The following is a 26,856-nucleotide window of genomic DNA, read 5'->3' as shown; positions in this document are numbered from 1 at the left end:
GCGTGCCGAACACCCGAACGGGCGTGTTCAGCGCGCGAACACCGGTGTCGTGCGGAACCCTGCCTACGCCTGGGCGTCGACCCCGGCCGGTGCGCTGCCGTCGTACTCGCAGATGGCGTTGACCTTCTCGGCGCTGGCACTGGAACGGTCGAACTCGTAGCCGAGCCACTCCTTCGCCAGACGGCGGGCGAGCTCGATGCCGACGACGCGCTGCCCCATGCAGAGCACCTGGGCGTCGTTCGACAGGATCGACCGTTCCACGCTGTACGAGTCGTGCGCGGTGACGGCACGGATGCCCGGCACCTTGTTGGCGCTGATCGCCACACCGAGGCCGGTGCCGCAGATCAGGATCGCCCGGTCGGCCTCGCCGTTCGCCACCAGGCGCGCAGCGTCCACGGCGACGTGGGGGTAGGCGGTGTGGCCGTCCGCGTCGACGCCGACGTCGGTGACGTCCGACACCCGGTCGTCGGCGAGCAGGTCGGCCTTGATGATCTCCTTGTAGTCGAACCCGGCGTCGTCGGACCCGATCACGAGACGGTACGTCATGCGTGTGTTCCTTCCTTGTCAGCACGGGCGGCGAGGACCTCGCCGATCCGCGTGAGGATCATCCCCATCGAGGTGGCACCCGCGTCGGGTGTCCCCAGGCTCTTCTCGGCCAGCGGCCTGGCCCGTCCGACCCTCGGCGTGAGGTCGGCGGTGGCCTCGGCCTGCTCGACCGCGACCCGCGCCGCGGTCTCCCACGCTGCCACGAGCGGTGCGCCGGTGTCGACGGCCCCGCGCAGTTCGTCCACGAACGGCAGCAGCGCGTCGAGCAGTGTCTTGTCCCCGCGGGACGCCCCGCCCAGGTGGACGATCGAGTCGGCGAAGGCCTGCGCCGCGTCGACGACGTCGGCGGCCTGGTACGACTCGCGGTCGTCGCCGAGGGAGCGGCCGAACGCCTCGAGTGCGGCGCCCCACAGGACACCGGAGGTGCCGCCCGCGAACGCGGCCCACGCGTCACCGGCGCGTCCGAGGACGAAGGCGACCCCGGCCTCCGGGCCGAGCCCGTCGACCGCCTTGCGCGCCGCGCCGATCCCCTTGACCATGCCGCGGCCGTGGTCGCCGTCCCCGGCGACCGCGTCGATGCGGCCGAGCGTCTCCTCGTGCTCGCGCAGCAGCGCGTCCATCGCCTCGACGGCGGCTCGCGCCGTCTGCGCGGCCTGCCGGGAGGCATCGGTCGCCTCCGGCACGACCGTCGCCTCATCCTCGGCGGCGTCCACCGCGTCGGCCGGCACGAGCGCCGCGACCGGCGCCGCCACCTTGCGGTACGCGGGCGTGTAGGCGTCGGCGCGCCAGAGCCGTTCGAGTTCGTCGTCGAGCCACTGCAGCGTCAGCGAGCAGCCGCCCATGTCGAGGCTCGTGACGAGTTCGCCGACCTCGGGTTCGACGACCTGGAGCCCGGCTTCCTGCAGCAGCGGCAGCACCCGGCCCCAGAGCAGGAAGAGCTCCTCGTACTTGGTGTCACCGAGCCCGTTGAGGATCGGGGCGACCCGGGAGCCGGCGGCTGCGGGGCGGTCGGTGAGCAGCCGTTCGGCGAGCAGGGACGCCAGGTCCGTCGCCCGGAGCAGCGGGACGTCCTGGATGCCCGGCTCGCCGTGGATGCCGAGCCCCAGGCCGAGGTGGCCGTCGGGGACGGTGAACAGCGGTTCGGTCGCACCGGGCATGGTGCAGCCGGAGAACGCGACGCCGATGGTGCGGGTCGCGGCGTTCGACGCCCGGCCGATCCGTTCGACCTCGTCGAGGTCGGCTCCCTCGGCAGCGGCGGCGCCCATCGCCTTGAAGACGGAGAAGTCACCGGCGATGCCGCGGCGCTTCGTCTCGTCGTCGGCACTGGCGACGTCGTCGGTGACCACGACGATGCGGGTGTCGATGCCCTCGGCACGCAGCCGCTCGGCCGCGAGCCCGAAGTTCATGGTGTCACCGGCGTAGTTGCCGAACGACAGCACGACACCGCGGCCCTGGTCGGCGGCCTTGGCGACCGAGTAGACCTGCGCGGTCGACGGCGAGGTGAAGACGTTGCCGACGACGGCGCCGGTGGCGAAGCCCGGGCCGACGACGCCGCAGAACGCGGGGTAGTGGCCGGAGCCGCCCCCGACGACGACGGCGACCTGCGGTGCGGCTCCCTCGGTGGGCAGGGTGACGACGCCGCCGTGGACGCCGCGGACCCGGTCGGCGTAGAGCGCGAGCCAGCCGCTCAGCTGGTCTTCGGCGAACTCGTCCGGGTCGTCGTGGATCGTGGTCATGGTGCGGGTCCTCCGGGGATGGTGGTGGGTGGTGCACCGGGCGACGACGGGACGGCCGTCGTCGCCCGGAACTCAGTGTCCTCGGTCGCCCTGCGGGACCTTGAGGAAGTGGATCATCACGAACGCGCAGGCGTACAGGCCGACGAACGTCCACGTGGCGGCCTGGCCGCCGCCGCCGAGGGCGAAGACCGCGGCGACGACGCCGGTGCCGAGGAACGCGGCACCGCCGGCGGCCGTGGTGTACATCGCCATCGCGGCGCCCTTGTGCTCGGGGGCGAGCGCCGGCATGATCGCGCCCATCGGCACGAACCCGGCGAGCAGGCAGCCGAACACGCACCCGGCGACGACGGAGAGCACGTAGCCCCAGTCCGAACCGGCGGGGACGAGCTGCGGCACGTACCACCAGGCGATGAGCCCGAGCGCGGAGCCGACGATGCCGAACCACTTGACGGTGCGCTGCCAGCCGATCTTGTCGCCGACCCAACCGAACAGGGCGTTGACCAGGATGTTCGTCGCGTAGACGCAGACGGTCATGAGCAGCCAGCGGCTCTGGCCCCAGCCGCGCTCGTTCGCGATGACCGCGGGGAGCACGACGAACATGCCGAACTCCGGCGCGGTGTTGATCAGGCGGACGAGGAAGCCCATCAGGATCTTCGGTCGCGTGACCGTCAGGCGGATGCCGCTCGTCAGCACCTGCCAGGCGCTCTCGCCGGCGGGGGCGATGCGCGTGAACCCGTTCGGCAGCCGGACGCCGAACAGCATGATGAGGAACCCGATCACGACGAGACCGATCGAGGCGACCATCGCGCCGGTCTCACCGACCGTTCCGCCGCCGAACACCGGGATGGCACCGATCGCGAACAGCGAGCCGAGGGTCGGCAGGCCACCCGTGAAGGCGACGTAGAACCAGCCGACCGCCGAGCCGTTCCGTTCGACCGGGGTGGTGATGTTCACCCAGACCAGGAACGCGAAGGCGAACAGCGGGTAGCCGAACCCGCGCAACGCGTAGGTGACGGCGGCGAACGGGACACTGCCGGCGCCGAGTGCCAGCAGGAACAGGACCTCGAACACGACCCAGACGGCGAAGCCGAGGATCATCACGCGGCGCGGGCCGACCAGGTCGGACAGAGCCCCCGAGACGTAGCTGCCGATCAGTGCGGCCAGGCTGTAGAACGTGACGATCGTCGCCACGGTGGCCTCGGGGCTGCCGAGGACCGCCACCATGTGCGGCGTGATGAAGTTCGATTCGACGCCGTTCCCGGTCATGAAGACCAGGACGGCGACGAACCCGAGGGCGAGCGGACGGGGGATGCCCATCCGGTCCAGGCGGCCCTCGGTGCGGGGCGCGGTCGTGCGGGCGCCAGTGGCGCGGGCTGTCGTCGCTGACATGCTCGTTCTCTCCCTGCTGGCGGGGTCGGTCAGGCCTGAGCGGCCTGTGCGGCCGTGGTGGGGGCGGTCAGGGACGGGATGATCGACACCTTGACGCTGGCACCGGCGGAGTCGCCGACCAGGTCGAGGGCCTCCTGGAACTGCTCGAGCGGGAACTGGTGCGTGCAGATCTCCGACATCGGCAGGGTCTCGGCCTCGAGCAGCTTGATCGCCGCCGGCCAGGTGTGCGGGCCGAGGTGGGCGCCGCGCACGTCGAGTTCCTTGTCGTCCGAGATGATCGACCAGTCCACGGACACGTCGTCCTTGAACACCGAGTACTCGACGAAGGTCCCGAGCTTGCGGAGCAGGTTCAGTCCCTGCGGCACCGCGGACGGGTGCCCGGTGGCCTCGATGTAGACGTCGGCACCGTAGCCGTCGGTGAGCTCCTTGACCCGGGCGACCGCGTCCTCCTGGGCGATGTTGATCGTGAGGTCGGCGCCGACCTTGCGAGCCAGCTCGAGCTTCGCCTCGACCACGTCGAGCGCGATGATCCGGAGCGGGTTCTTCTGCCGCGCACCGGCGATGGCGGAGAGACCGATCGGGCCCGCACCGGCGATCACCACGGTGTCGCCGAACTTGATGTCCCCGCGCTCGACTGCGTGGAAGGCGCAGGACAACGGCTCGGAGAACGCGGCGACCTGGCCGGGCAGCGCCTTCGACACCGGGTGGGTCAGCGCCTTCGCCGGCACGAGCACGTACTCGGCCATCGCGCCGTCGTAGCCCTTGAAGCCGAACATGTCGTGCACGTTGCACATCCAGTACGCGCCCTCGAGGCAGTAGCGGCACTCCCAGCACGGCACGATCTGCTCGCAGGCGATCCGGTCGCCCAGGTCGACGCCGCGCTTGGCCAGGGCGGCGTCGTCACCGGCGACGATCGTGCCGACGAACTCGTGTCCGGGGATGCGGTCGCGCTCCGCCCAGGCCGCTCGGTTCTCGTCGCCCCAGAACTTCGCGGCACCGTGGTAGCACTTTAGGTCGCTCGCGCAGATGCCGACGGCGTCGGTGCGGAGCAGGAGTTCCCCGGGGCCGGGCGTCGGGACGGGACGCTCCTCGAGCCGGTAGTCACCGGGGCCGTGGACGACGACGGCGCGCATCGTCGTGGGGATCGTGGTGGGGGCGGTCGTGGCCGCGTTCTCGGTCGTCGTCGACATGAGCTGTTCCTCCGTTGGGTGGCTTCGGCGATGACTGTACACCTTCCAGAACGTTTGTCCAGAACACAATTTCTGGTAGGTTCGGCACCGAACGCAAGGGAGCGAACATGACGACGGACTTCGCCGCGGCCCTCCGACCGGGCCCCGACACGATCGACCTGACCAACGACTTCAGCGGCCGTACGGCGGTGGTGACCGGCGGGGCGTCGGGCATCGGCAACGCCATCGCCCGGGCCCTGGCTGCACGGGGTGCCCGTGTCGCCGTCGTCGACGTCCGTGCGGACGGCGCCACGTCGGCCGCGGCCGACCTGCCCACGTCCGCGCTGCCCGTGACGGCCGGGCCGGACGCCGCCGCCGACGGGGCGGGCACGGCCACGGGCCTCCACGCCGGGTTCGCCTGTGACGTGACCGATGCCGACTCCGTGACCCGCACCGTGGCGGACGTCGTCCGGCACTTCGGTGGCGTCGACGTGCTGGTGAACTGCGCCGGCATCGCCGCGCTCGCCCCGGCGGAGGACCTGGCAGCCGACACCTGGGCGGCGACCATCCACGTCAACCTGACCGGCACGTTCCGTGTGGCGCAGGCCGTCGGCCGGCACATGCTCGACGCCGGGTACGGGCGGATCGTGAACATCGCGTCGCAGGCGGCCCACGTCGGCATCGACGGGCACGCCGCCTACTGCGCCTCGAAGGCCGGCGTCATCGGCCTGACGACGGTGCTCGCGCTCGAGTGGGGCGGACGCGGCGTCACCGTGAACACCGTGTCGCCGACCGTCGTCCTCACCGACCTCGGCCGTGCGGCCTGGGCGAACGAGAACGGCATCCGGCACCAGGACGAGATCCCCACCGGCCGCTTCGCGACACCCGACGAGATCGCCGCGGCCGTGCTGTTCCTGGCGGGGGAGTCGAGCGCCATGGTGAACGGTGCGGACCTCCGTGTGGACGGCGGGTTCACGATCCGCTGAGCCCTGCTCGGACTACGATCGCGGTGTCCGATCGAGTCGAAGGGTCCTGCTCCATGTCGTCCGAGAGCACCGCTGGCCCCGGCCCCGACGCGTCGCGGACCCGGTTCCCGCTGGACACCGTCTACCAGGCGGCGCGGATGTACTACCTCGAGGACGCCACCCAGGTCGAGATCGCCTCGCGCCTCGGTGTCTCACGCCCGACCGTCTCGCGGCTCGTGGCCGAGGCCCGCAAGGCCGGACTCGTCCGCATCGAGGTCGTCGACCCGTTCCAGGACGAGACCGTGGCGCTCGCCGAACGGCTGCAGGTCGTGCTCGGGCTCCGCGCGGTGCACCTCGCCGCGGTCACGCACGCCGCCACGCTCGGCGCCGACCTGGCCGCGCCGCTGGCCGCCGCGGTCGAGGGCATGGGACTCGTCCCCGGTGACGCCGTCCTGATGTCGTCCGGTCGCACCGTGTACGACGTCGCACGGTCCGGCATGCCGACCATGCCCGGCGTGCAGCTCGTCCCGACCGTGGGCGGGCAGGCCGACCCGATGCCGTGGTTCCAGACGAACGAGATCACCCGGACGGCCGCGGAGCACTCCGGCGCGATCCCGGCGTTCCTGTTCGCCCAGGCGCTGCCGTCCCCGGCGATGCGGTCCACCCTCGACGAGGACCCGGCGTTCCAGCACGTCGTCGGGCTCTGGAGCCGGGCGAAGGGCGCGATCCTCGGCATCGGGGCGCCGACCCACACGCGGGACGCCCTGGCCCGGGGCATCCCGGTCGAGGACGCCGCGTTCGACCGGGCGGCCGGCGACGTCTGCCTGAACTTCTACGCCGCGGACGGCTCGCCGATCGAGTTCCCCGGCAGTGACCGGATGGTGCGGACCTCGCGCGAGATCCTGTCGACCGTGCCGCACGCGGTCGGGGTCGCCGTGGGCAGCGCCAAGGTCACGAGCATCGTCGCTGCGGTGCGGGGCGGGCTGGTCAACGAGCTGGTGACGGACGCCGCGACGGCGCGCGCCGTGCTCGACGCACTCGCCTGAGCGCTCCGGTTCGGCGCCCGATCCTTCCCATCACGCGTGCGATGGAGGGTGCTTTCGGGCATACCTGGTCGATTCTTCGTGGCAGGTACGCCCGGTTCCGGTAGGTACGCCCGAGTCCGGCAGGTACGCCCGATTCCGGTAGGTACGCCCGGATTCGGCAGGCACGCCCGGTTTCGGGGGTGACCGCAGGCGGCCTGGAGGCGCGGGGCGGGGCCGCACCGCGCCTCCAGGCCGGTGGTCCCCACGTCTAGAGCGTGCGCCGCACGTCCCACAGGTGGTGCACCGGGTCGTGCGCGTAGTAGGTGGCGAGCGTCGCGACGGTGAACGCGCTGCCGTCGGACCGGAGCCCGGTGCGCCCGAGCACCTCGTCGGGGACGGCGGCGAAGGCCCGGGCCGCGCGGTCCGCCGACTCCCGCAGTTCCCGAGCGACGACCGCGGGGTCCTGCTCGCCGTAACGGTCCTCGACGGCGGTGGCGTCCTGGTCCCAGTTCGGGAACGTCGGTGCGTCCTCGGTGAGCATCAGCTCGAGGCGCTCCGCCATCTTCCGGTGCACGTCCCGCACGTGGGCGCCGTACTCGAGCGGGGACCACGTGTGGTCGTCCGGGCGGTTGCGCACGTCGTCGCGCCCGAGGACATCGGGCCACCCGGCGGTGTTCTCGTCGATGATGCCCGGCACGTCGCGGACGGTGACCGCGCTGCCGTCGTAGCCGCACTCGGGACACGCGGACTCGATGACCCACGTCCAGTTCTTCGTCTCGGGTTCGATCGCCATGGGCCGATGTTACGGCCTCGTTACTCAGCTTCCGGGTTCGCCGGACTGGTGCGGATCGGCGGCGACCCCCGTTCGGGTGACACGCCGTTCCCTGAGAATCACCGGCCAATGACATTTCGGTTGCTCGGTAACGTCGCTCGCTGTTCTGGGCCGGTTCCCGACGGCCCACCGATCTTCTCGAGGAGCAAGGCATGGGTTCCGACCCCAGCAGTACCAACACCCGACCACACCGACGGCTGCGCGAGAGCGACGTCACCGTGGTCGACAAGAGCATGATGCGACGAGCCGTCAGCGGCATGGTCGTCGGCAACACCATGGAGTGGTACGACGTCGGTGTGTACGGCTACCTGGCCGTCACGATGGGGAAGGTCTTCCTGCCGACGGCCGAACCCTCGGTGCAGATCCTGTTCAGCCTCGGGGTGTTCGCGGCGACCTACATCGCACGGCCCCTGGGCGGCATCGTGTTCGGACGCCTCGGCGACAAGATCGGCCGGCAGAAGGTGCTCGCGACGACGCTGATCATGATGGCGGCGTCGACGTTCCTGATCGGGGCGCTCCCCGCGTACGCGACGATCGGCGTGTTCGGCCCGATCCTGCTCGTCGTGCTGAAGCTCGCGCAGGGCTTCTCGACCGGTGGTGAGTACGCCGGGGCGACGACGTTCGTCACGGAGTACGCCCCGGACCGCCGTCGTGGGTTCTTCGCGAGCATCCTGGACTTCGGCAGCTACCTGGGCTTCGCGCTCGGTGCCACGGTGGTGTCGGTGCTGCAGCTCACCCTCGGCGACGAGGCGATGACCGCCTACGGCTGGCGGTTCCCGTTCCTGGCGGCCGGTGTGATCGGCGTCGTGGCCATCTACTTCCGTCTGCGGATCGAGGAGTCGCCGGTGTTCCAGGCGACCCAGGCCGCACAGGAGGCCGCGACCGAGTCCCGTGCGTCCTTCGACGGTGAGCGTCCGGCCAACGTCGTCGCGATGGTCCGTCAGCACTGGCGCCCGATCGTCATCGCGATCATGCTCGTCGCCGCGTCGAACACCGTGGGCTACGCCCTGACCTCGTACATGCCGACGTACCTGACCGACTCGCTCGGGTACTCTGCCATCGACGGCACGCTGCTGACGATCCCGGTGCTCCTGCTGCTCGCGGTGATGCTCCCGCTGACCGGCAAGCTCTCCGACCGCGTCGGCCGCCGCGTCGTGATGTGGATCGGTGCCGCCACCACCGTCGTGCTCGTCGTGCCGGCGTTCATGCTCATCGGGCACGGGGCGCAGTGGTCGACGCTCGCCGGCCTCGGGCTGCTCGCGCTCATGACCGCGCTCTGGGTGTCGAACCAGGCTGCGTCGCTGCCGGCGCTGTTCCCGACCTCGACGCGGTACGGCGGCATGGGCTTCGCCTACAACATCGCGATCGCGGTGTTCGGTGGGACCACGCCCCTGATCGTGCAGGCGCTGCTCACCGCGACGGGTGACGAGCTCGCGCCGGCGTACTTCCTGATGGCGATGAGCGTCGTCGGAGCGATCGGTGTCTTCTGCATGAAGGAGTCCTCGCAGCGCCCGCTGCCCGGGTCGATGCCGGCCGTGGAGACCGAGGACGAGGCGAAGGAGCTCGTGCTCACGCAGGACACGAACCCGCACCTGGACCTCGGTGACCTGCCGTTCGCGGCGCAGGACGCGGCGGCTGCCGCTGCGCGTGAGGCTGCTGCGCGTGAGGCTGCAGCGCGGGAGGCGTCGCCGGTGCGGTGACGCTGCGGTTCTCGACGTGACCACGGACGGGAGGCGCGGTGCGGGTCCGACCCGCACCGCGCCTCCCGTCCGTGCGTGCGCACACTGCGACGATCCACGCGACGATCCACGCGCGTTCTGTCGCAACATGCGCACGGAGCGGATGTGTGCGCATGAGACGACGATGCACGCGTCGATCGACTCGTGCTCTGTCGCAAGACGAGTGCGCAGCCTCCCGCGCCCCACCTCACTCGTGCCGGTGCTCCGACGCCGGGTCCACCGCGGGCCACACCGGGAACGGGTCCGGCCAGCCGCGCCACACGTCCGGCCCGGCGAGCAGCTCCGACGGCGTGAGCAGCGCCCCGTCGAGCGCCCGCTCGATCGCCCGGACGTCGAGCTGCTCGCCGACGAACCACAGCGCCTGCCCGATCGGGGCGTCGGCGTCCCACGACGGGTTCGCGGTGGGGTCGAGCGCGAGCATCGACCCGAAGCTCGACCACGAGCCGACGTGGTCCGGCCGGGACGCCAGGCGGAAGAACCCCCGCGACCGCAGCACGCGGCCGTTCACGCCGGCGGACAGGTCCTCGGCGATGACGGTCGAGAGTCGCCCGGGGTGGAACGGCAGCGGCTCCCGGTAGCGCATCGAGACCAGGGCGTCGCGGGCCTCGCGCCCGGTGTCCGCGCCGCTCGACAGCGCCCGCATCCAGCCGGCACCGGTGGCGAGCACCCGTGCGGCTCCACCGTTCGAGGCAGGCAGGTCGGCGGCGCTCCGGATCGCGGGCATGGCGACGATCACGGCCTGGGGCGCCATCCGGTGCAGTAGTGACACGAGCGCCCGTCGCCGACGGCCCGACAGCGGCTCGATGCGGTCCAGGGCGATCACCGTCGCGTACTCGACGAGTGCGGCCATCCGGTCCGCGGCCACGAAGGCGTCGTCGACGTCCGACCACAGCAGGTGCGCGACATCGTCGGCCCGCAGTACCCCGACGACGTGCCGCAGCACCCGGTCGTCGCCGGTCTCGGACCGTGCCGCGTTGGCGAGCAGCATGCCGACCGCTCGGGCATCGGCTCCCGGGTGCAGGGTGACGACGAGCCCGTGGCCCGCGTCGGGTCCGCAGACCCGGTCGAGCTGGTCGGCGCGGTCGGCCACGGCGCGGGCGGTGGCGAAGGCACTCCCGGCGACGTGCATCCGGTGTCCGTCCGAGATCCGGGCGGCGACGCGGTCGGCGTCGACCTGGTGCAGGGCGGTGACGAGGGTGATGGCAGCAGCACGCATGTCCGCTACTGTAACTGAAAACCGTTATCAACAAGGAGGCTCGTCGTGAAGGTCCGCAACTCCCTCAAGGCCCTGAAGAAGATCCCCGGCTCGCAGGTGGTCCGACGCCGGGGTCGCGTCTACGTCATCAACAAGAAGAACCCCCGCTGGAACACCCGGCAGGGCTGACGTCAGCGGCGGTCCGTAGGGTGGCGGCATGCGACTGCTGCTCATCCGCCACGGCCAGACCCCCGCGAACGTGCACGGCATCCTCGATGCCGTGGTGCCCGGACCGGGGCTGACCGAGCTCGGGCAGCAGCAGGCCGACGCCCTGCCCGCAGCGCTCGCCGACCGGGGGATCGAGCGACTGTTCGTGTCGACGATGGTCCGCACGCAGATCACCGCGGCGCCCCTGGCGACCTCGCTCGGCCTCGAGCCCGAGGTGCTGCCGGGCCTGCGTGAGATCGAGGCGGGCGACACCCAGGGCAAGAGCGACAAGGTGTCCGTGCAGACCTACATCTCCACCGTGCACGGCTGGTCCGGCGGTGACCGGACGACCCGGATGCCCGGTGCGGAGAGCGGCGTCGAGTTCTTCGAGCGCTACGACGACGCCGTCCGGCAGATCGAGGCCACCGGGGTCGCCGTCGCCGCCGCCGTCAGCCACGGTGCCGCGATCCGCACGTGGGCGAGCGCAGCTGCGCAGAACACCCCGGACCACTTCGGCACGAAGCGTCACCTGGAGAACACCGGCATCGTCGAGCTCGAGGGGTCGTTCGCCGACGGCTGGCGCCTGGTCGACTGGGAAGGCGAACCGGTCGGCGGCGACCAGCTCATCGACCGCACGGCGCTCGACCCCACCGGCGAGCGTTTCTGACGCGACCAGCAGACAGACAGGAGGCGCGGTGCCAGCTGGCACCGCGCCTCCTGTCTGTGGTCGGTCGCGTCGACTACGCGAGCTGCGACGCCGATGCGGACGTCAGCGGCACGATCACGCCGTGCGACTCACGCAGCACGTCGAGCGTGCGCTGGACCTCGTCCGCGCGCTCCTCGGTCGTCCAGCCGAGCGCGCCGGCGAGCACGTCGGCCAGCTCGTCGAGCAGGTCGATCGTGACCCCGCCGACGAACGCCAGGTTCGTGCGGCGCAGGACGACGTCCACCAGGTGGACGGCCTGCTCGTGGCGGGCGAAGTACGCGACCTCGGCGCGGGTGAGCGACGGGTCGGACTCGAGCGGCTCGACCGGGCCGTCGGTCAGGACGTCCACGACCTCGGCGGCACGGGTGCCGTAGCGCTCGAGCAGCCCCTCGACCAGCGACTCGTCCAGGCCGTCGCGGTGCGACTTGATCCACAGGGCGCGCTGGGCGTCCGTGGTCGGGAACTCCTTGCCACCGCCGATCGGCATGCCCGTGGTGTCGACCTTGCGGCTCATGCCGAGCTTGGTCGTCGCCTCGGTGGACAGGTGTGCAGCGAGGGCACGGAAGGTCGTCCACTTGCCGCCGACGAGCGACAGCACGGTCGACTTCGGCAGCCCGGCGATCTGGGTGTCCACGATCCGGTAGTCACGGGACACGAAGCCGGGGGCGGTGTCCTCGTGGCGGGGGAGCGGACGGATGCCGGAGTAGCTGTAGACGATGTGGTCGCGGGTGACGTCGATCTGCGGGAACACGTGCTTGACGAGCCCGAAGAAGTAGTCGATCTCCTCGTCGGTCGTCGTGACCGGCTTCGCGGGGTCGGCGTCGATGTCGGTCGTGCCGATGAGGACCCGGCCCTTGAGCGGGTAGATGAGGACGATGCGGCCGTCGTCGTTCTCGAAGAACAGCTCGCGGCCCTTGGTGGCCTCGAGCAGCTCGTCGTTGTGGACGACGATGTGCGAGCCCTTCGTGCCGCCCATGAACTTCGTCTCGCCGCCGAACGCCTCGTTCGTCAGGTCGGTCCAGGGGCCGGAGGCGTTGATCACGACGTCGGCCGTGAAGACGAACTCGTCGCCGGTCTCGCGGTCACGCAGCAGGACGCCGCCGTCGCGGGTGCCGGCTGCCTCGACGTAGTTGACGGCGCGTGCCTTGTCGGCTCCGGCGGCCAGGCCGTCCTTCAGGACGTCGAGGGCCAGGCGCTCGGGCTCGTGCACGCTCGCGTCGTAGTAGGTGCCCGTGTACTTCAGGTCCTTGTTGAGGGCGGGCATGTCCTCGAGCGCGGCCTTCTTGGTGCGGAAGACGTGCTTCGGGACGGAGCCGCCGTCACGCGAGAAGGAGTCGTAGATCGTCATGCCAATCTTGATGAGCATCGCGCCGCGCTCCTTGGTGGAGCGCTGCTTGTGCGTCAGCATGCGCAGCGGGGCGTTCATGATGCCGGAGAACGTCGAGAAGATCGGCATGGTCGTCTGCAGCGGCTTGACGTAGTGCGGGGCGATGCGGATCAGGCCGTTGCGCTCCTGCACGCTCTCGCGCACCAGGCGGAACTCGCCGTTCTCCAGGTAGCGGATGCCGCCGTGGATCATGTGGCTCGAGGCCGCGGAGGCGCCGGAGGCGTAGTCGCCACGCTCGACCAGGGCGACGTCGACGCCCTGGAGCGCCAGGTCGCGGAACGTCGCGATGCCGTTGATGCCGCCGCCGACGACGAGGACCTGCGCGTTCGGGCGCTCGGTGAGGGCGGTCACCGTGTTCCGGGGCTGTGTCTTCTTCGACATGGTTCGTCGCTTCCTTCGTCTGTTCGTGGGGTCAGGTCGATCGTGCGCTCGTTCGACAGGGCGGGCAACTTGCGTGCACGAACGTGCAGCACACGTGTCGTCCAGGCCCGACACGGCGGTCAGGAGGCGCGGCAGGGGTTGCAGAGGCCCTGCACGTCCGTGCATGGTTGCGTTCGACAGATCGGAGCACCATGAGCGATGCGGCTCAGCCCATGCGCACGCAGCAGGCGCTGCGCGCCGCCCACCTGTACTACCTGCAGGACCTGACGATGGACGCGATCGCCGACGAACTCGGCACCTCGCGCTCGTCGGTGTCGCGGCTGCTCAAGTACGCCAGGGACACCGGGCTCGTCGACATCCAGATCCGGTCGCCCCTGGACCAGGCCGCTGCGCTGAGCCGGAGCATCCGCTCCCGCTTCGGGGTGCACGCGCACGTCGTCCCGGTGCCGGACCACACGAGCGACGTCGACCGGCTCGAGCGGGTCGCGCTGTCCGCCGCCCGGATCCTGACGCAGTACGTCGAGTCGAACATGGTCATCGGGATCTCGTGGGGCTCGACCGTGAGTGCGGTCAGCCGCTACCTGGTGCCGAAGACCACCCACGGCTCGACGATCGTGCAGATCAACGGTGCCGCGAACACCCGCACCACGGGCATCGTCTACGCGTCCGAGATCCTGCGCCGGTTCGGCGAGGCCTACGGCGCGTTCGTCCAGCAGTTCCCGGTGCCGGCGTTCTTCGACGACCCCGCGACGAAGGAGGCCCTGTTCCGGGAGCGTTCGATCCGCCGTGTGCTCGACCTGCACGAGCGGATGGACCTCGTCGTGTTCGGTGTCGGTGCCCCGCAGGCCCCGGTGCCCTCGCACGTGTACTCCGGCGGGTACCTCGACCCCGAGGACCGCGACGAGCTCACGCAGGCGGGGGTCGTCGGGGACGTCTCGACGGTGTTCTACCGGGCCGACGGCTCCTGGAAGGACATCGGGGTGAACGCCCGCGCCGGCGCTCCGGACCTCGACACGATCAAGCGCGCGCCGCGGCGGGTCTGCGTCGTCGCCGGGCGGTCGAAGGCGGCGTCGCTGCGGGGCGCGCTGGCCGCCGGGCTCATCACGGACCTGATCCTGGACGAGAGCGTGGGGCAGGCGATCCTGCAGCCCTGAGTCAGGACCTGACGCACTTTGTCGGTGGTCGGTCCTAGGTTCTCGACCATGGTGCTTTCTCTCGAACAGCCCGGTCAGCGGTACTTCCGGCGGATGGTCGGCAGCGACGTCGACCAGGCGCTCGCGTTCTTCACGGGCGACTACGACTTCCGTGCGCCACTGGTCCGTCGCACCCACGAGAACGCCCACTGGGACTTCGCCGGCGTCGGTGACGAGCGGATGTCCCTGCGCTCGTCACGGTTCATGGTCGACCTGCGGAGCGAGAGCCAGGTCGACGACGAGTTCCTGGTCGCCTGGATGCGCAGCGGCTCGAGCCGGATCACCTCGGGCGGCGAGACGTACGAGCTCGAGGCCGGGGTGCCTGTCGTGCTGCCCTTCGCCGAGCCGTACGCGCTGCACCACCGCGACATCGCCCTGAACCTGGTGCACCTGGACCGCGACTTCGTCCGAGCCGTGGCCGGCGACGACGACTTCGCCTTCGAGCCGATGCGCCGCCCGACGGCCGACGGCATCGCGCTGTGGCGGTCGGTGGTGCGGAAGTACTCGGCCACGTGGCTCGACGTCGACCGGTCGATGAGTCCGATGGTGCAGCACGACATCGCCGAGGCCTTCGCGACCGCGGCGATCCGGGCCTTCCCGCAGCGCAACAAGTGGCGCGCGACGGTGTCCGGCAGCGGCCCGGAGCACGACCGCCTGCGCCGGGCGCTCGAGTTCGTGCACGAGCACGCGCGCGAAGCGATCGGCACCCCGGACATCGCGGCGGCGGCGGGGCTCAGCCCGCGCGGGCTGCAGCAGTCCCTCCGCCGACACCTCGACCAGACGCCGGGGGAGCTCCTGCGCGGCGTACGACTCGACGGTGCCCGGACCGACCTGGTCGGCAGTGGCCTGGACGAGACGACGGTGGCCGAGATCGCGCGGACGTGGGGCTTCGGGCACCTCGGGCGCTTCTCGGCGACCTACCGCAGCCGTTTCGGGGAGCTGCCGAGCGAGTCGCTGCGCGGGCACTGACCGACTGCTGCTGCGGACCGCTCCGCCGAATCTGATGACACGGATCGCGCTGCGGCTGTCCGGATGTTCGGCTGAGCGCTGCTGTGGGCGAATCCGGTGCTCAATGGACGGGACGAACGCACCGCCCACGAAGGAGTCAGCATGCGCATCGGCGTCCCCACCGAGATCAAGAACAACGAGTACCGCGTCGCGGCCACGCCCGCCGGTGTCGCCGAGCTCGGGTCGCACGGCCACCAGGTGCTGGTGCAGGCCGGTGCCGGGGCCGGTTCGGCCTTCTCCGACGACGAGTACCGCACCGCCGGGGCCACGATCGTCGACACCGCGGCCGAGGTGTGGGAGCGCGCCGAGCTGATCCTCAAGGTGAAGGAGCCGGTCGCGTCGGAGTACCCGATGATCCGGCCGGGCCAGGTGCTCTTCACCTACCTGCACCTCGCCGCCGACCGACCGCTGACCGACGCGCTCATCGATTCGGGCGCGACGGCGATCGCCTACGAGACCGTGCAGCTGCCGGACCGCTCGCTGCCCCTGCTGTCGCCGATGTCCGAGGTCGCCGGGCGACTGTCCGCCCAGGTCGGCGCGTTCCACCTGATGCGCACGAACGGTGGGCGCGGGCTGCTGCTCGGCGGGGTACCCGGCACGCCGAAGGGCCGCGTGGTCGTCATCGGCGGCGGCGTCGCGGGGGAGCACGCCGCGACGATGGCGCTCGGCATGGGCGCCGACGTCACCGTGTTCGACATCAGCCTGCCGCGGCTCCGGGCCCTGGACGCCCGGTTCGACGGCCGCGTCACGACCCTGCGCTCGTCGGCGCACGCCATCGCCGAGGCCCTGCGCGACGCCGACCTGGTGATCGGCTCCGTGCTCATCCCCGGGGCGTCCGCACCGAAGCTCGTCACCGACGCGATGGTCGCCGACATGCGGCCGGGCTCGGTGCTGGTCGACATCGCGATCGACCAGGGCGGCTGCTTCGAGGGCTCCCACCCGACCACCCACGACGACCCCACGTTCGCCGTGCACGACACCGTGTACTACTGCGTGGCGAACATGCCCGGCGCCGTCCCGCGCACGAGCACGATCTCGCTGACGAACGCCACGCTGCCGTACGCCGTCGCGATCGCCGACCGTGGCTGGGAGGCCGCACTCGAGGCCGACCCCGCACTCGCCGCCGGCCTGAACGTGCACGCCGGCCGGGTCACGAACGCCGCGGTCGCCGCCGCCCACGGCCTGGTGGCGCCCGCGCGCTGATTCTTCGCGCTGAGGCCGGGGGCGTCGGGCTGTCCGGCCGCCCACTTCGCGAAAGCGACAGTTCCCCGCCGAACATCGGCGGGGAACTGTCGCTTTCGCGGCCCGGACGGGTGCGAGGCCGCGGGAGCTGTCGCTTTCGCGGGCCTGACGCGCAGGTAGCCGCGCGTCAGGCCGCGACCGGGGCCGCCGCCCGACCGGCACGCCCGCCGCCCCAGCAGGCGCGAGCCCGCAGCACCACGGTCACGACGACCACGGCCGCAGCAGCCACCACGGCCGCGACCGCCGTCGGCGCGGAGACGAGCGGTCCCTCGAACCGGGCCACGGCGACCCACGCCAGACCCCACGCGACCGAGGCCATCGGCGCCAGGCGTCCCCGGCCCCACAGCGCGATGAGGACCCCGACGAGCCCGGCCACCGCGGCGACGACCACGCCCCACGGGTCCTGCCCGAGTCCGAAGCCCCGGAAGCCCGCCGCCGTCAGCACCGCAGCGGTGTTCGCGGCCGTCGCGACGCAGACCCACCCCAGGTACAGCCCGAACGTGCCGTCGGTCAGGATCGCCTCGACGACCCCGCGGGACGGTGTGCGGCGCAAGATCGTGAACGTCCAGATCAGCACGACGAGCAGTGCGACGATGATCGGCTCGCTCGCCCACAGGAACCCGAACTGCACCGACAGGATCCACGCGGCGTTGAGCAGCAGGGAGAGCACCGCCGGCACCACCAGACGCTCGTGCCGCTCGTCGTTCGCGGTGCGGAAGAGCTGCAGCACCGCGTAGCCGATGAGCCCAGCGTAGACGACACTCCAGATCGAGAAGGCCGGGCCGTCCGGTGCGATCGCGGTCGAGGACGCCGACAAGGCGCCACCGGCGGCGTCCTGGATGGGCGTGCCGCCGGCAGCGCCCGACCCGACGTACGCGCCGATGACGGCGACGACCGCGCTCACGGCCACCGCGATGCGCTTCCAGATCCTCTTCATGACAGTCCCTTTCGTCAGCATGCTGATGACCTGCACCGTAGGCGGCCGGTGGCGGCGGTCGTGCAGCGCACGTTCAGGCAGGACGCGGGGCGTGTGGCGGGACCGCCACGGGCCTCCAGGCCGGAGACCGGCCACCCTGCGTACGGTGGGCGCGTGAGCGTCGAACTGAACACCGTCTACATCGACCGGATCGCACCGATCGCGAGTCCGTCCCTCGACGACACCTTCCGGATGCTCGACGAGCAGGGCGCCAGCGCGTGCATCGTCCTGCACCAGCCCGACGCCGAGGAACTCGGCGACGTCGCGGTCGCCCTCGGCCTGCACGAACTCGCCGTCGAGGACTCCGCCGAGGGGCACCAGCGACCGAAGCTCGAGCGCTACGGCTCGACGCTGTTCGTGGTGCTCAAGCCGGCGCTGTACAACGACCAGCAGGAAGAGGTGGCGTTCGGCGAGGTGCACGCCTTCGTCGGTGAGACCTTCTTCCTCGCCGTCGTGAAGGCCGACCCCCGCGGCAAGCAGACCGTTCCCAAGGCGCTGCAGCGGTTGAGCGGCAAGCCGGGACTGGTGACCGTCGGCCCGCAGGCGCAGCTCTGGGCGCTGATGGACTCCATCGTCGACGGCTACGTGCCGGTGATCGACGGCCTCGAGGAGGACATCAACCAGATCGAGGACCAGCTGTTCTCGGGCGAGGCCGGGGTGTCCCGGCGCGTGTACGAGCTGTTCGGCGAGGTCGTCGACTTCCAGCGTGCGGCGCGTCCCCTGGTCTACATGATCGAGAACCTGCACCGCGGCGCCGAGAAGTACCACCTGCCGATCGAGATGCAGCGGCGGTTCCGTGACGTCCTCGACCACGCGATCCGGGTGGTGGAACGCCTCGACACGTTCCGGCAGCTGCTGCAGAACGCCCTGACCGTCGACTCGACCCTGGCGGCGCAGAAGCAGAACGACGACACGAAGAAGATCTCCGGCTGGGCGGCGATCCTGTTCGCACCGACCCTCATCGCCGCGATCTACGGGATGAACTTCACGCACATGCCCGAACTCGGGTGGACGTGGGGGTACCCGCTGTCGATCGTCGCGATGGTCCTGTTCGCCGCGATCCTGTACGTGGTGTTCAAGGTCAAGCGCTGGTTCTGAGCCGCGCCGCAACCTGAGCCGCAACCGGAGCCGCGCCGCAGCCGGATTTGCAGCGGACGGCTCCGGACCGGAAAGCTCTGACGTGCAACGACGCCGACTGGAGCCCCGCATGCCGCACGAACTCGTCCACCTGACCGCCGGTGGCGTCTCGCTCGTCCTGGACTGCCGCGACGACGCGCTCCCCGCCGTCGTGCACTGGGGAGCGGCACTCGGACCGCTCGACACCGACGCGCTGACGGCCCTCGCCGACGCCGACGTCACCCCGGTGTCCCCGAACGAGATGGACGACCCGGTCCGCCTGTCGGTGCTGCCCGAGCCACACCGGGGCTGGAGCGGTCGTCCGGGGCTCGCCGGGCACCGTGACGGCGCCGACTGGTCGCAGGCGTTCACGGTGACGTCGCTCGCGGTCACCGACACCGCGGTCACCGCCGATGCCGAGGACACCACCGCCGGACTCACCGTCCGGGTGACCATCGAGATGCTCGGCTCCGGGCTGGTGCGGGCCCGCGCGAGCGTGACGAACACCGCCGACGGCGTGTACACCGTTGACGACCTGACGCTCGCGATGCCGATCCCGTCCGGGGCCCGCGAGATCCTGGACTTCGCCGGCCGCTGGGGCAAGGAGCGCACCCCGCAGCGCCGCGAACTCGTCGTGGGAACCCACCAGCGCGAGGGACGGAAGGGTCGTACCGGCACCGACGCAGCGACCGTGCTGACGGTGGGGGAGCCGGGCTTCGGCTTCGCCCACGGCCGGATCTGGGGCGTCCACACCGCCTGGAGCGGCAACCACCGGCACCACGCCGAACGGCTCGCCACCGGCCGCCAGGTCATCGGCGGCGGCGAACTCCTGCTGCCCGGCGAGGTCCGGCTCGACACCGGTGGCACGTACGAGGGGCCGTGGGTGTACTTCGCCCACGGGGACGGCCTCGACGACCAGGCCCGACGGTTCCACCGCTGGCTCCGCAGCCGCCCGCAGCACCCGACGACGCCCCGCCCGATGACGATCAACGTGTGGGAGGCCGTGTACTTCGACCACGACCTGGCCCGCCTCGTCGACCTCGCCGAGCGTGCTGCGGCCCTCGGTGTCGAACGCTACGTGCTCGACGACGGCTGGTTCCGTGGCCGCCGCGACGACCACGCCGGCCTCGGTGACTGGTACGTCGACGAGGACGTCTGGCCGGACGGACTCAGCCCCCTGGTCGACCGGGTCCGTGCGCTCGGCATGGAGTTCGGCCTGTGGTTCGAACCCGAGATGGTGAACGAGGACAGCGACCTCGCCCGCGCCCACCCGGAGTGGATCCTGCAGGCCGACGGTCGGCTGCCCGCGCGTTCCCGCGACCAGCAGGTGCTCAACCTGGCGATCCCCGAGGCCTTCGACCACGTCCTCGAGCGGATGACCGCGATCATCGGCGAGTACGCGGTCGACGCCGTGAAGTGGGACCACAACCGCGACCTCGTCGAGGCGGGGTTCCCGGGCGGTGGCGCAGCGGTCCACGAGCAGACCCTCGCCGCGTACCGGTTGATGGCGACGCTCGGCGAGCGCTTCCCGTCGCTGGAGATCGAGTCGTGCTCGTCGGGTGGCGGTCGGGTCGACCTCGGCGTCATCGAGCACACCGCGCGAGTGTGGGTGTCCGACGACATCGACCCGCTCGAGCGCCAGCAGATGCACCGGTGGACGCAGCAGCTCCTGCCGCCGGAGCTGCTCGGGTCGCACATCGCGAGCGGCCGGAACCACACGACCGGTCGCGTCCACGACCTCGCCTTCCGTGCCGGCACCGCCCTGGTCGGCCACCTCGGAATCGAGTGGGACCTGGCCGGCGCGACCGCCGACGAGTCCGCTGCACTGACCGAGTGGATCGCGCTGTACCGCGAGCTCCGCCCGCTCCTGCACGGCGGTGACCTGGTGCGTTCGGACGAGGTCGACGACGCACGGCTCGTGTACGGCACGGTCGCGCCGGACCGGCAACGGGCCGTCTTCTTCCTCGCCAGCATCGGCCGCTCCGAGGTCTCCGGCACCGGCCGGGTCACCTTCCGCGACCTCGACCCCGACACGTCGTACCGCGTCGACCCGGTGGTCATCGGCGACGGCCACGACCTGGTGCGACCGGACTGGTGGTCCGGCCCGCGGGTGTTCAGCGGCCGGGTGCTCGGCACCGTCGGCCTGCAGCCGCCGCTCATGCCGGCCGACTGCGTGGTGCCGTTCCGGTTGACGGCCGTCTGACGGCGGGTGGTCGGGGCTCCCGGCCTGGAGGCCCGTCCCGCGTCCGGCGGGCCCGTTGCGGTCCGTCATCGGGTGCGTCCAGCCCGTTAGGCTTCCGGTCATGCCGCACTCCGGACACGCGACCCCGGTCTGGGCCCTCAAGCTCGCCGTCGTCACCGCCCTGGTGGGCGTCTCCGGCGGCATCGCAGGCATCGCGGTCTGGCTCGCGCTCCAGCTCATCCAGTTCGTCGCCTTCGGGTACGGGTTCGGCGGGCACCTCGAGGCCGCCGACGCATCGTCGGGCCTGAACCGGTTCCTCGCGCTCACCGCGGCCGGCGTCCTGACCGGGTTCGCCTGGTGGGCGCTCCGTCGGTGGGGGCGCTCGATCGTCTCGGTCACCGCGGCAGTCGACGGCAAGCGGATGCCGGCCCTGGCGACGCTCGCGAACGCCGGCATCCAGATCCTGGCCGTGGGGCTCGGCGCGTCCATCGGCAAAGAGGTGGCGCCGCGCGAGGTGGGGGCCTGGCTCGCCCAGCTCGTCACCCGTCGTGCGGGACTGACCGCGCGCGAGACGAAGATCCTCGTCGCCTGCGGTGCTGCGGCCGGCCTCGCCGCCGTGTACGACGTACCCCTCGGTGGTGCGCTGTTCGCGGTCGAGGTCCTGCTCGGGGAGATCAGCTTCGCGACCGCCCTGCCCGCCTTCGCCACGAGTGCGGTCGCCGCCATCACCGCCCGGCTCGTGATCCCGGACGAGGTGCTCTACCACGTGCCCGCGATGCACCTGTCGCCGTCGCTGCTCGTCTGGGCGATCGTCGTGGGACCCGTGCTGGGACTCGCCGGGGTCGGGTTCGTCAAGCTGACCAACCGGCTGCAGGGCATCGCGCCGAAGGGCTGGCACCTGCTCGTCGTGCTGCCGGTGGTCTTCGCGATGGTGGGGCTCATCGCGATCCCGTTCCCGGAGATCCTCGGCAACGGGCGGGCGCTCGGCCTCGTCGCGATGAACACCACGCTCGACGACGCCTCGTTCGCCGGCCTCTCGCCGATCGTCCTGCTGCTGTTGCTCGGTGTCCTGCGGACCGTGACCACCTCGGCCACCATCGGAGCGGGTGCGGTCGGTGGCACGCTGACCCCCTCGATCGCGATCGGTTCGGCGATCGGCGGTGGCCTGGGCGGTGCGTGGCTGCTGTTGTGGCCGGCCGACGGTCCGAGCCTGGCGGCCTTCGCCTTCGTCGGGGCGGCGGCCTTCCTCGCCACCACCATGCGGGCGCCGTTCACCGCCCTCGTGCTCGTCGTCGAGTTCACCCAGCAGGGCACCGACATCCTCGTGCCCTCGTTGCTCGCGGTGTCCGGCGCGGTCGCCGTCGGGTACGTGCTCGCGCGCCGTCGCAGCGCCCAGATGGTGTGAAGACCCCGAGCGTTCCGGTACGGACGACGGCCCCGGGGCCTACTGTCGGCGCCAGGACGGAGCGACGGGCTCCGCACCGAGACGAGGAGCAGCCGATGGCGGGGTTCGACGACATCACGAAGAAGGCCCAGGAGTTCCTGAAGGACGGCAAGGTCCAGGACGCCCTGCAGAGCGAGAAGGCCGAGGGCGTCAGCGACAAGGTGCTCGGCGGCGTTGCCGACGCGGTCAAGAAGGCCACGGGCGGCAAGTACGACGACAAGATCGACGGTGCCCGCGACGCAGCGGACAAGAAGATCGGCAACGAGTAGCGAACGACGTGCGACGGCCCAGGACCCGGCGTGGTCCTGGGCCGTCGCCGTGCCGACTGGACGTGGTCGGGAACAACGGACACCATGGACGGGTTGCTCCGGACAGCAGCACCAGGAGGACGAGACGTGACAGTCGTGGCGCCGAACCAGCCGCTCACCGAGACCGAGGTCGAGGCGATCAAGCGGGACTTCCCGATCCTCGCGCAGGACGTGAACGGGCAGCCGTTGGCGTACCTGGACTCCGGGGCGACGGCTGAACGCCCGCGCCAGGTCCTCGACGCCGAGCGCCGGTTCCTCGAACACGACAACGCCGCCGTCCACCGCGGCGCGCACACGCTCGCGGCGCTCAGCACCGACGCCTACGAGGACGCCCGTGCCACCGTCGCCGGCTTCATCGGCGCCGCTGCCCCGACCGAGGTCGTGTGGACCGCGAACGCCACCGACGCCCTCAACCTCGTCGCCTACGGCATGGCCAACGCCAGCCGTGGCCGCGGCGGTGCCGACGCGGAGCGCTTCCGCCTGGGCACCGGTGACGAGATCCTCGTCACCGAGGCCGAACACCACGCCAACCTCGTCCCGTGGCAGGAGCTCGCCGCACTGACCGGAGCGACCCTCCGATGGATCCCGGTCGCCGACGACGGCACCTGGACCGCCGACGACGCCGCGGCGCTGATCACCGACCGCACGAAGGTCGTCGCCTTCTCGCACGTCTCGAACGTCACCGGGATGATCGCCCCCGTCGAACAGGTCGTCGGGCTCGCCCACGCCCGCGGTGCCCTCGTGGTGCTCGACGCCTGCCAATCTGCACCGCACCGTCCCCTCGACGTGCAGCAGCTCGGGGTCGACTTCGCCGCGTTCTCCGGGCACAAGATGCTCGGCCCGAACGGCATCGGCGTGCTCTGGGGCCGTGCGGAGTTGCTCGATGCCCTGCCGCCGTTCCGCACCGGCGGCTCGATGATCACCACCGTGACGATGGAGGGCTCCGAGTTCATGCCGGCGCCCGAGCGGTTCGAGGCCGGCACGCAGCCCGTGTCCCAGGCGGTCGCCCTCGCCGAGGCCGTCCGCTACCTGCAGGGCATCGGCATGGAACGCGTCCGCGCCCACGAGGAGTACCTCGCCCGCCGGATGCTCGACGGTCTCGCCGCCGTGCCCGGCATCCGCCTGGTCGGTCCGCCCGCCGGTGTCCCGCGCTCCGGCCTGGTGTCCTTCGACGTCGACGGCGTGCACGCCCACGACGTCTCGCAGTACCTCGACGCGCAGGGCATCGCCGTGCGCTCCGGCCACCACTGCGCGCAGCCGCTGCACCGCCGCCTCGGTCTGGTCGCCACCAGCCGCGCGAGCACCTACGTCTACACGACCGAGCACGACGTCGACCGGTTCCTCGCAGCCGTCGCCGAGATCCGCGACTACTTCGGAGCCACCGCGTGAACGCCCTCGACAGCCTGTACCAGCAGGTCATCCTCGACCACGCGAAGGCGCGTCACGGCGACGGTGCGATGCCCGACGCGGATGCATCGCACTTCGAGCGGAACCCCACGTGCGGCGACGAGATCACGGTCAGCCTGCGGCTCGAACCCGGCACCGACCGCATCGCCGGGCTCGCCTGGCAGGGCGACGGCTGCTCGATCTCGATGGCCTCAGCATCGGTCCTCACCGACATGGCCGTCGGCCGCACCGTGCCCGAGTTCCTCGCACTGACCGAGGAGTTCCGCACCATGATGCGCTCGCGCGGTGTCGGTGAGCCCGACGAGGACGTCCTCGAGGACCTCATCGCCTTCCACGGCGTCTCGAAGTTCGTCATGCGCGTCAAGTGCGGCATGCTCGCCTGGGTCGCGGCGGAAGCAGCCGCGCGCGAGGCGACCGCTTCCCGCTGAGCCGGCTGCGGCTCGCGATCGCGACCACCGACCGACCGGGAGGCCCGTTGCGGGCCCGCCCCGCGCCTCCCGTCCGCAGCTGGTCGCCGACCAGGCCCCGGAAGGCTTGAACGGTATGCCTGTTCAAGGGGCGCGATGATCTTCGAGACCAAGCGACCCGGCGCAGGGCGTCTGCCAGGGACGCGGGATCACGTCGTTGCGGCTGGACACCCGCGCTGAGCTCGCCGAGGCCTGTGCGCTCTACGAGCGGCTCGGCTTCGTCCGGGTGGCGCCGTTCAACGACGATCCGTACTCCGACCGCTGGTACGCGAAGTTGCTCACTGCGGGGTAACGATCAGGCGATGGCGCCGATCTCGCGGAGCGCGTCGCCGACGGTGATGCGCTCGCCGCGTTCCTGCGCCCGTGCCCAGCGGGACTTCGCGAGCGCGACGGCGTCGTCGTCGAGACCGAGGAGCTCGTAGAGGCCGTCCAGCTCTCGGGGAACGAGGTCGGCGAGCGGCACGGGGAACTTCCGTTCGGGGCTCGCGTAGCTCTGCTGGGCGAGCTGGTCGAGGACGCCCGGGTCGGTCTCTCGCTGTTCCATGAGCAGGACGACGGCTCGTGACCTCGTCATCATGAGGAAGGCGGACCGCACGTTCTCGTCCGGATCGGTCGCCAGGGTGATCTCGACGGCGAGGGGGAGGTCCTCTTCGCACGCGAGCTCCCAGCGCTGCGAGGTGTCCCCGTGGATCGCCGTGAGCATGTCCGGGTGGACGCCGAGGCCGCGCTCGCCGCGTTCCGGTCGCAGCGAGGTCGGGCGGGGGTCGTCCCCGACGCGGGCGGTGGGGAAGCCGACGCCCGTGTACACGGTGTGGGCGATCGGCAGGAACTGGAGCGCCTGGTGCAGTGCGGTCGCGGCGTCCTGCACCGCCGGAGCGGTCACGTCACCGTCGGCGGCCGCGATGGCGGTGGCGTAGTCGGAGAGTGCGGTGTGCTGCTGCTCGATGGCCCGGGCGAACATCTCCTTGCCCCTGGCGGTGTCGCCGAGGAGCCGTGGGTCCAGGTGCAGCGTGACGGCGCTGGGGTCCTGCAGGTGTCCCCGTGGTGTGCCACCGCCCGACATCATGATCTCGAACGTCTCGTCTTGCTCGTGGGCATCGGTCACGTCGCTGACGCTACCGGCTCAGGGGAGCGTGACGACGAGCTTCCGGGCGGAGACACCGGCGCGGAGCTCGGCGAGGGCGTCCGGGATCGCGGCGAGTCCCGATCCGACGACGGACGCGGTCGGGGTGGCACGGTACCGACCGGTGCGGAGCGCCTCGGGCAGGAAGTCGCGGTAGATCGCGGGGCCGACCTCGGACTCCGTCGGGCGGCCGCCCCAGATCGCGGTGACGTGGACCCCGTGTCGGCGCTCGAGCCGCGCCCGGATCGTCGTCACCGGTGTCGGGTACGCGGATGCGAGCCGACCGGAGCCGGTGGCTGCCCGGACGATCGGGAGCGTGCGGGTCAGCGAGCCCTGACCGAAGGCGAGGGTGCCGGCGAGCTCCCGGTCGGCGAGTGCCTCGAGGATGCGGCGTGCGGCACCGTCGTCGCGGTAGTCGAACACGGCCTCGGCCCCGAGGTCCTGCACGAACCCGTGGTTCTTCGGCGATGCGGTGCCGATCACGGCGTAGCCGGCGGCTCGGGCGAGCTGGACGGCGTTGGCGCCGACGCTCGTGGACGCACCCCACACCAGGACGACCCCGTCGCGATCAACCGCATCGGCCGTCGGGAGCGACAGCGCGAGCTGGTCCGGCTCGAAGAGCCCTGCCGCGGCGGTCGAGACGGCGAGTGGCAGGACCGCCGCCTGCGCGGCGGGCAGGGCATCCGGAACCGGGGTCGTCACACGGTCGAGCAGCAGGACCAGGTGCTGGAAGGCCCCCTCGGCAGCACTGTTCCGGTGCTGTTCCTGCCCCGCGGCGTGCCCGACGACCCGGTCGCCCACGCGGAAGCGCTCGACGTCCGGGCCGATCGCGACGACCGTGCCGGCGACGTCCGACCCGAGGACCGCGGGGAACCGCAGCTTCGGGAACACCAGGTGCCGGAAGAGCCCGCCGACGGCGTCGACCGGGTTGACGGCGACCGCCTCGGCGCGGACGACGAGTTCGCCGGGCCCGGGCTGGGGGACCGTGGCGGGCCCGACGGCGAACCGCCCGGTCGACGTGGTCCAGAGTGCTGCGTTGCCGGATGGCGACATGGTGTCCCGATCTCTTGCTCGAAGTGAGTCATGACACGACGTGTCATCGGCCAGTCAACC

General features: G+C 71.4%; 25 protein-coding genes. 15 read left to right on the top strand and 10 right to left on the bottom strand.

Annotated elements, in window-relative coordinates:
* Window positions 1-63 precede the first annotated feature (63 nt).
* The 4 genes from DEJ06_RS01705 to DEJ06_RS01690 all read right to left on the bottom strand — a co-directional run bounded on the left by DEJ06_RS01705 (window position 64) and on the right by DEJ06_RS01690 (window position 4,861).
* The gene (locus tag DEJ06_RS01705; protein ID WP_111032100.1) at window positions 64-546 is read right to left on the bottom strand and encodes a ribose-5-phosphate isomerase; all 483 of its coding nucleotides are present in this window, start codon (window positions 544-546) and stop codon (window positions 64-66) included.
* Window positions 543-2,282 (bottom strand): dihydroxyacetone kinase family protein, encoded by a 1,740-nt coding sequence (locus DEJ06_RS01700; RefSeq protein ID WP_111038192.1) that lies wholly within the window; start codon window positions 2,280-2,282, stop codon window positions 543-545. The genes DEJ06_RS01705 and DEJ06_RS01700 overlap by 4 nt, the downstream gene beginning before the upstream one ends.
* Window positions 2,283-2,354: 72 nt before the next feature.
* Window positions 2,355-3,671 carry an MFS transporter gene (locus tag DEJ06_RS01695; RefSeq protein WP_214521431.1) on the bottom strand — a complete coding sequence of 439 codons (1,317 nt, stop codon included), beginning with the start codon at window positions 3,669-3,671 and terminating at the stop codon, window positions 2,355-2,357.
* 29 nt (window positions 3,672-3,700) lie between these two features.
* Window positions 3,701-4,861, bottom strand: coding sequence for a zinc-binding dehydrogenase (locus tag DEJ06_RS01690; RefSeq protein ID WP_111038191.1), 1,161 nt, complete (start codon window positions 4,859-4,861; stop codon window positions 3,701-3,703).
* Window positions 4,862-4,968: 107 nt separating this feature from the next.
* Here DEJ06_RS01690 and DEJ06_RS01685 point away from each other — a divergent pair, with 107 nt between their 5' ends.
* Entirely contained in the window at window positions 4,969-5,826 is an 858-nt protein-coding gene (locus DEJ06_RS01685) for a GolD/DthD family dehydrogenase (RefSeq protein WP_111038190.1), read from the top strand.
* A 53-nt stretch (window positions 5,827-5,879) separates the two neighbouring features.
* Complete coding sequence (locus DEJ06_RS01680; protein WP_027466226.1) at window positions 5,880-6,851, top strand: sugar-binding transcriptional regulator; 972 nt, start codon at window positions 5,880-5,882, stop codon at window positions 6,849-6,851.
* A gap of 247 nt (window positions 6,852-7,098) precedes the next feature.
* Here the strand turns inward: DEJ06_RS01680 and DEJ06_RS01675 are convergent, their stop codons facing one another.
* The gene (locus DEJ06_RS01675) at window positions 7,099-7,623 is read right to left on the bottom strand and encodes a DinB family protein (protein WP_111038189.1); all 525 of its coding nucleotides are present in this window, start codon (window positions 7,621-7,623) and stop codon (window positions 7,099-7,101) included.
* 191 nt (window positions 7,624-7,814) lie between these two features.
* Between DEJ06_RS01675 and DEJ06_RS01670 the strand changes: the two genes are divergently transcribed.
* Window positions 7,815-9,362: an MFS transporter gene (locus tag DEJ06_RS01670; RefSeq protein WP_111038188.1), complete on the top strand. Its 1,548-nt coding sequence runs from the start codon at window positions 7,815-7,817 to the stop codon at window positions 9,360-9,362.
* 226 nt (window positions 9,363-9,588) lie between these two features.
* On the opposite strand, the gene DEJ06_RS01665 is transcribed toward DEJ06_RS01670, so the two are convergent.
* The gene (locus DEJ06_RS01665) at window positions 9,589-10,617 is read right to left on the bottom strand and encodes a GTP-binding protein (protein ID WP_111038187.1); all 1,029 of its coding nucleotides are present in this window, start codon (window positions 10,615-10,617) and stop codon (window positions 9,589-9,591) included.
* Window positions 10,618-10,662: 45 nt separating this feature from the next.
* Here DEJ06_RS01665 and ykgO point away from each other — a divergent pair, with 45 nt between their 5' ends.
* Both ykgO and DEJ06_RS01655 read left to right on the top strand, forming a co-directional pair.
* Entirely contained in the window at window positions 10,663-10,785 is a 123-nt protein-coding gene (ykgO, locus tag DEJ06_RS01660; protein ID WP_017888460.1) for a type B 50S ribosomal protein L36, read from the top strand.
* Window positions 10,786-10,813: 28 nt separating this feature from the next.
* The gene (locus DEJ06_RS01655) at window positions 10,814-11,470 is read left to right on the top strand and encodes a histidine phosphatase family protein (RefSeq protein WP_111038186.1); all 657 of its coding nucleotides are present in this window, start codon (window positions 10,814-10,816) and stop codon (window positions 11,468-11,470) included.
* 73 nt (window positions 11,471-11,543) lie between these two features.
* Here the strand turns inward: DEJ06_RS01655 and DEJ06_RS01650 are convergent, their stop codons facing one another.
* On the bottom strand, window positions 11,544-13,277 hold the full coding sequence (locus DEJ06_RS01650; protein WP_111032090.1) for a glycerol-3-phosphate dehydrogenase/oxidase: 1,734 nt from the start codon (window positions 13,275-13,277) through the stop codon (window positions 11,544-11,546).
* Between the two features lie 191 nt (window positions 13,278-13,468).
* On the opposite strand from DEJ06_RS01650, the gene DEJ06_RS01645 reads away from it, so the two are divergent.
* From DEJ06_RS01645 to ald, 3 genes are all read left to right on the top strand, one after another.
* Window positions 13,469-14,431 carry a sugar-binding transcriptional regulator gene (locus tag DEJ06_RS01645; RefSeq protein ID WP_027466231.1) on the top strand — a complete coding sequence of 321 codons (963 nt, stop codon included), beginning with the start codon at window positions 13,469-13,471 and terminating at the stop codon, window positions 14,429-14,431.
* A gap of 48 nt (window positions 14,432-14,479) precedes the next feature.
* Window positions 14,480-15,439 carry an AraC family transcriptional regulator gene (locus tag DEJ06_RS01640; protein WP_111038185.1) on the top strand — a complete coding sequence of 320 codons (960 nt, stop codon included), beginning with the start codon at window positions 14,480-14,482 and terminating at the stop codon, window positions 15,437-15,439.
* A gap of 141 nt (window positions 15,440-15,580) precedes the next feature.
* Entirely contained in the window at window positions 15,581-16,681 is a 1,101-nt protein-coding gene (ald, locus tag DEJ06_RS01635; protein WP_111038184.1) for an alanine dehydrogenase, read from the top strand.
* A gap of 166 nt (window positions 16,682-16,847) precedes the next feature.
* On the opposite strand, the gene DEJ06_RS01630 is transcribed toward ald, so the two are convergent.
* A complete protein-coding gene (locus tag DEJ06_RS01630; RefSeq protein ID WP_111038183.1) occupies window positions 16,848-17,657 on the bottom strand; it encodes a tryptophan-rich sensory protein in 810 nt (269 codons plus the stop codon).
* Between the two features lie 153 nt (window positions 17,658-17,810).
* Here DEJ06_RS01630 and DEJ06_RS01625 point away from each other — a divergent pair, with 153 nt between their 5' ends.
* The 7 genes from DEJ06_RS01625 to DEJ06_RS18525 all read left to right on the top strand — a co-directional run bounded on the left by DEJ06_RS01625 (window position 17,811) and on the right by DEJ06_RS18525 (window position 24,912).
* On the top strand, window positions 17,811-18,794 hold the full coding sequence (locus tag DEJ06_RS01625) for a magnesium and cobalt transport protein CorA (RefSeq protein ID WP_111029980.1): 984 nt from the start codon (window positions 17,811-17,813) through the stop codon (window positions 18,792-18,794).
* Window positions 18,795-18,903: 109 nt separating this feature from the next.
* Entirely contained in the window at window positions 18,904-21,015 is a 2,112-nt protein-coding gene (locus tag DEJ06_RS01620) for an alpha-galactosidase (protein ID WP_111038182.1), read from the top strand.
* A gap of 100 nt (window positions 21,016-21,115) precedes the next feature.
* The gene (locus DEJ06_RS01615; protein ID WP_071405054.1) at window positions 21,116-22,399 is read left to right on the top strand and encodes a chloride channel protein; all 1,284 of its coding nucleotides are present in this window, start codon (window positions 21,116-21,118) and stop codon (window positions 22,397-22,399) included.
* 95 nt (window positions 22,400-22,494) lie between these two features.
* Window positions 22,495-22,707, top strand: a complete 213-nt coding sequence (locus DEJ06_RS01610; protein WP_071247674.1) for an Rv0909 family putative TA system antitoxin — start codon at window positions 22,495-22,497, stop codon at window positions 22,705-22,707.
* 135 nt (window positions 22,708-22,842) lie between these two features.
* Entirely contained in the window at window positions 22,843-24,135 is a 1,293-nt protein-coding gene (locus DEJ06_RS01605; protein WP_111038181.1) for an aminotransferase class V-fold PLP-dependent enzyme, read from the top strand.
* On the top strand, window positions 24,132-24,581 hold the full coding sequence (gene sufU / locus DEJ06_RS01600) for a Fe-S cluster assembly sulfur transfer protein SufU (protein WP_111038180.1): 450 nt from the start codon (window positions 24,132-24,134) through the stop codon (window positions 24,579-24,581). The genes DEJ06_RS01605 and sufU overlap by 4 nt, the downstream gene beginning before the upstream one ends.
* A gap of 196 nt (window positions 24,582-24,777) precedes the next feature.
* Complete coding sequence (locus DEJ06_RS18525; RefSeq protein ID WP_258372409.1) at window positions 24,778-24,912, top strand: hypothetical protein; 135 nt, start codon at window positions 24,778-24,780, stop codon at window positions 24,910-24,912.
* A 3-nt stretch (window positions 24,913-24,915) separates the two neighbouring features.
* Here DEJ06_RS18525 and DEJ06_RS01595 read toward each other — a convergent pair whose 3' ends face one another.
* A complete protein-coding gene (locus tag DEJ06_RS01595) occupies window positions 24,916-25,725 on the bottom strand; it encodes a hypothetical protein (protein WP_111038179.1) in 810 nt (269 codons plus the stop codon).
* Window positions 25,726-25,743: 18 nt separating this feature from the next.
* Entirely contained in the window at window positions 25,744-26,796 is a 1,053-nt protein-coding gene (locus DEJ06_RS01590; RefSeq protein WP_111038178.1) for a zinc-binding alcohol dehydrogenase family protein, read from the bottom strand.
* Window positions 26,797-26,856 lie beyond the last annotated feature (60 nt).

Origin of the sequence: Curtobacterium sp. MCLR17_051 (assembly GCF_003234395.1) — a bacterium.
Classification (GTDB): domain Bacteria; phylum Actinomycetota; class Actinomycetes; order Actinomycetales; family Microbacteriaceae; genus Curtobacterium; species Curtobacterium flaccumfaciens.
The sequence above is the reverse complement of the archived record's forward strand: the minus strand, read 5'-3'. Positions and strand labels throughout refer to the sequence as shown.

Coding starts and splice junctions, on each gene's coding strand:
- DEJ06_RS01690 (WP_111038191.1), bottom strand. CDS start 4,861: ATGTCGACGACGACCGAGAACGCGGCCACGACCGCCCCCACCACGATC.
- DEJ06_RS01700 (WP_111038192.1), bottom strand. CDS start 2,282: ATGACCACGATCCACGACGACCCGGACGAGTTCGCCGAAGACCAGCTG.
- DEJ06_RS01645 (WP_027466231.1), top strand. CDS start 13,469: ATGAGCGATGCGGCTCAGCCCATGCGCACGCAGCAGGCGCTGCGCGCC.
- DEJ06_RS01630 (WP_111038183.1), bottom strand. CDS start 17,657: ATGAAGAGGATCTGGAAGCGCATCGCGGTGGCCGTGAGCGCGGTCGTC.
- DEJ06_RS01695 (WP_214521431.1), bottom strand. CDS start 3,671: ATGTCAGCGACGACAGCCCGCGCCACTGGCGCCCGCACGACCGCGCCC.
- DEJ06_RS01685 (WP_111038190.1), top strand. CDS start 4,969: ATGACGACGGACTTCGCCGCGGCCCTCCGACCGGGCCCCGACACGATC.
- DEJ06_RS01665 (WP_111038187.1), bottom strand. CDS start 10,617: ATGCGTGCTGCTGCCATCACCCTCGTCACCGCCCTGCACCAGGTCGAC.
- DEJ06_RS01610 (WP_071247674.1), top strand. CDS start 22,495: ATGGCGGGGTTCGACGACATCACGAAGAAGGCCCAGGAGTTCCTGAAG.
- DEJ06_RS01640 (WP_111038185.1), top strand. CDS start 14,480: ATGGTGCTTTCTCTCGAACAGCCCGGTCAGCGGTACTTCCGGCGGATG.
- DEJ06_RS01680 (WP_027466226.1), top strand. CDS start 5,880: ATGTCGTCCGAGAGCACCGCTGGCCCCGGCCCCGACGCGTCGCGGACC.
- DEJ06_RS01670 (WP_111038188.1), top strand. CDS start 7,815: ATGGGTTCCGACCCCAGCAGTACCAACACCCGACCACACCGACGGCTG.
- ald (WP_111038184.1), top strand. CDS start 15,581: ATGCGCATCGGCGTCCCCACCGAGATCAAGAACAACGAGTACCGCGTC.
- DEJ06_RS01675 (WP_111038189.1), bottom strand. CDS start 7,623: ATGGCGATCGAACCCGAGACGAAGAACTGGACGTGGGTCATCGAGTCC.
- DEJ06_RS01620 (WP_111038182.1), top strand. CDS start 18,904: ATGCCGCACGAACTCGTCCACCTGACCGCCGGTGGCGTCTCGCTCGTC.
- DEJ06_RS01705 (WP_111032100.1), bottom strand. CDS start 546: ATGACGTACCGTCTCGTGATCGGGTCCGACGACGCCGGGTTCGACTAC.
- DEJ06_RS01650 (WP_111032090.1), bottom strand. CDS start 13,277: ATGTCGAAGAAGACACAGCCCCGGAACACGGTGACCGCCCTCACCGAG.
- DEJ06_RS01590 (WP_111038178.1), bottom strand. CDS start 26,796: ATGTCGCCATCCGGCAACGCAGCACTCTGGACCACGTCGACCGGGCGG.
- DEJ06_RS01655 (WP_111038186.1), top strand. CDS start 10,814: ATGCGACTGCTGCTCATCCGCCACGGCCAGACCCCCGCGAACGTGCAC.
- DEJ06_RS01615 (WP_071405054.1), top strand. CDS start 21,116: ATGCCGCACTCCGGACACGCGACCCCGGTCTGGGCCCTCAAGCTCGCC.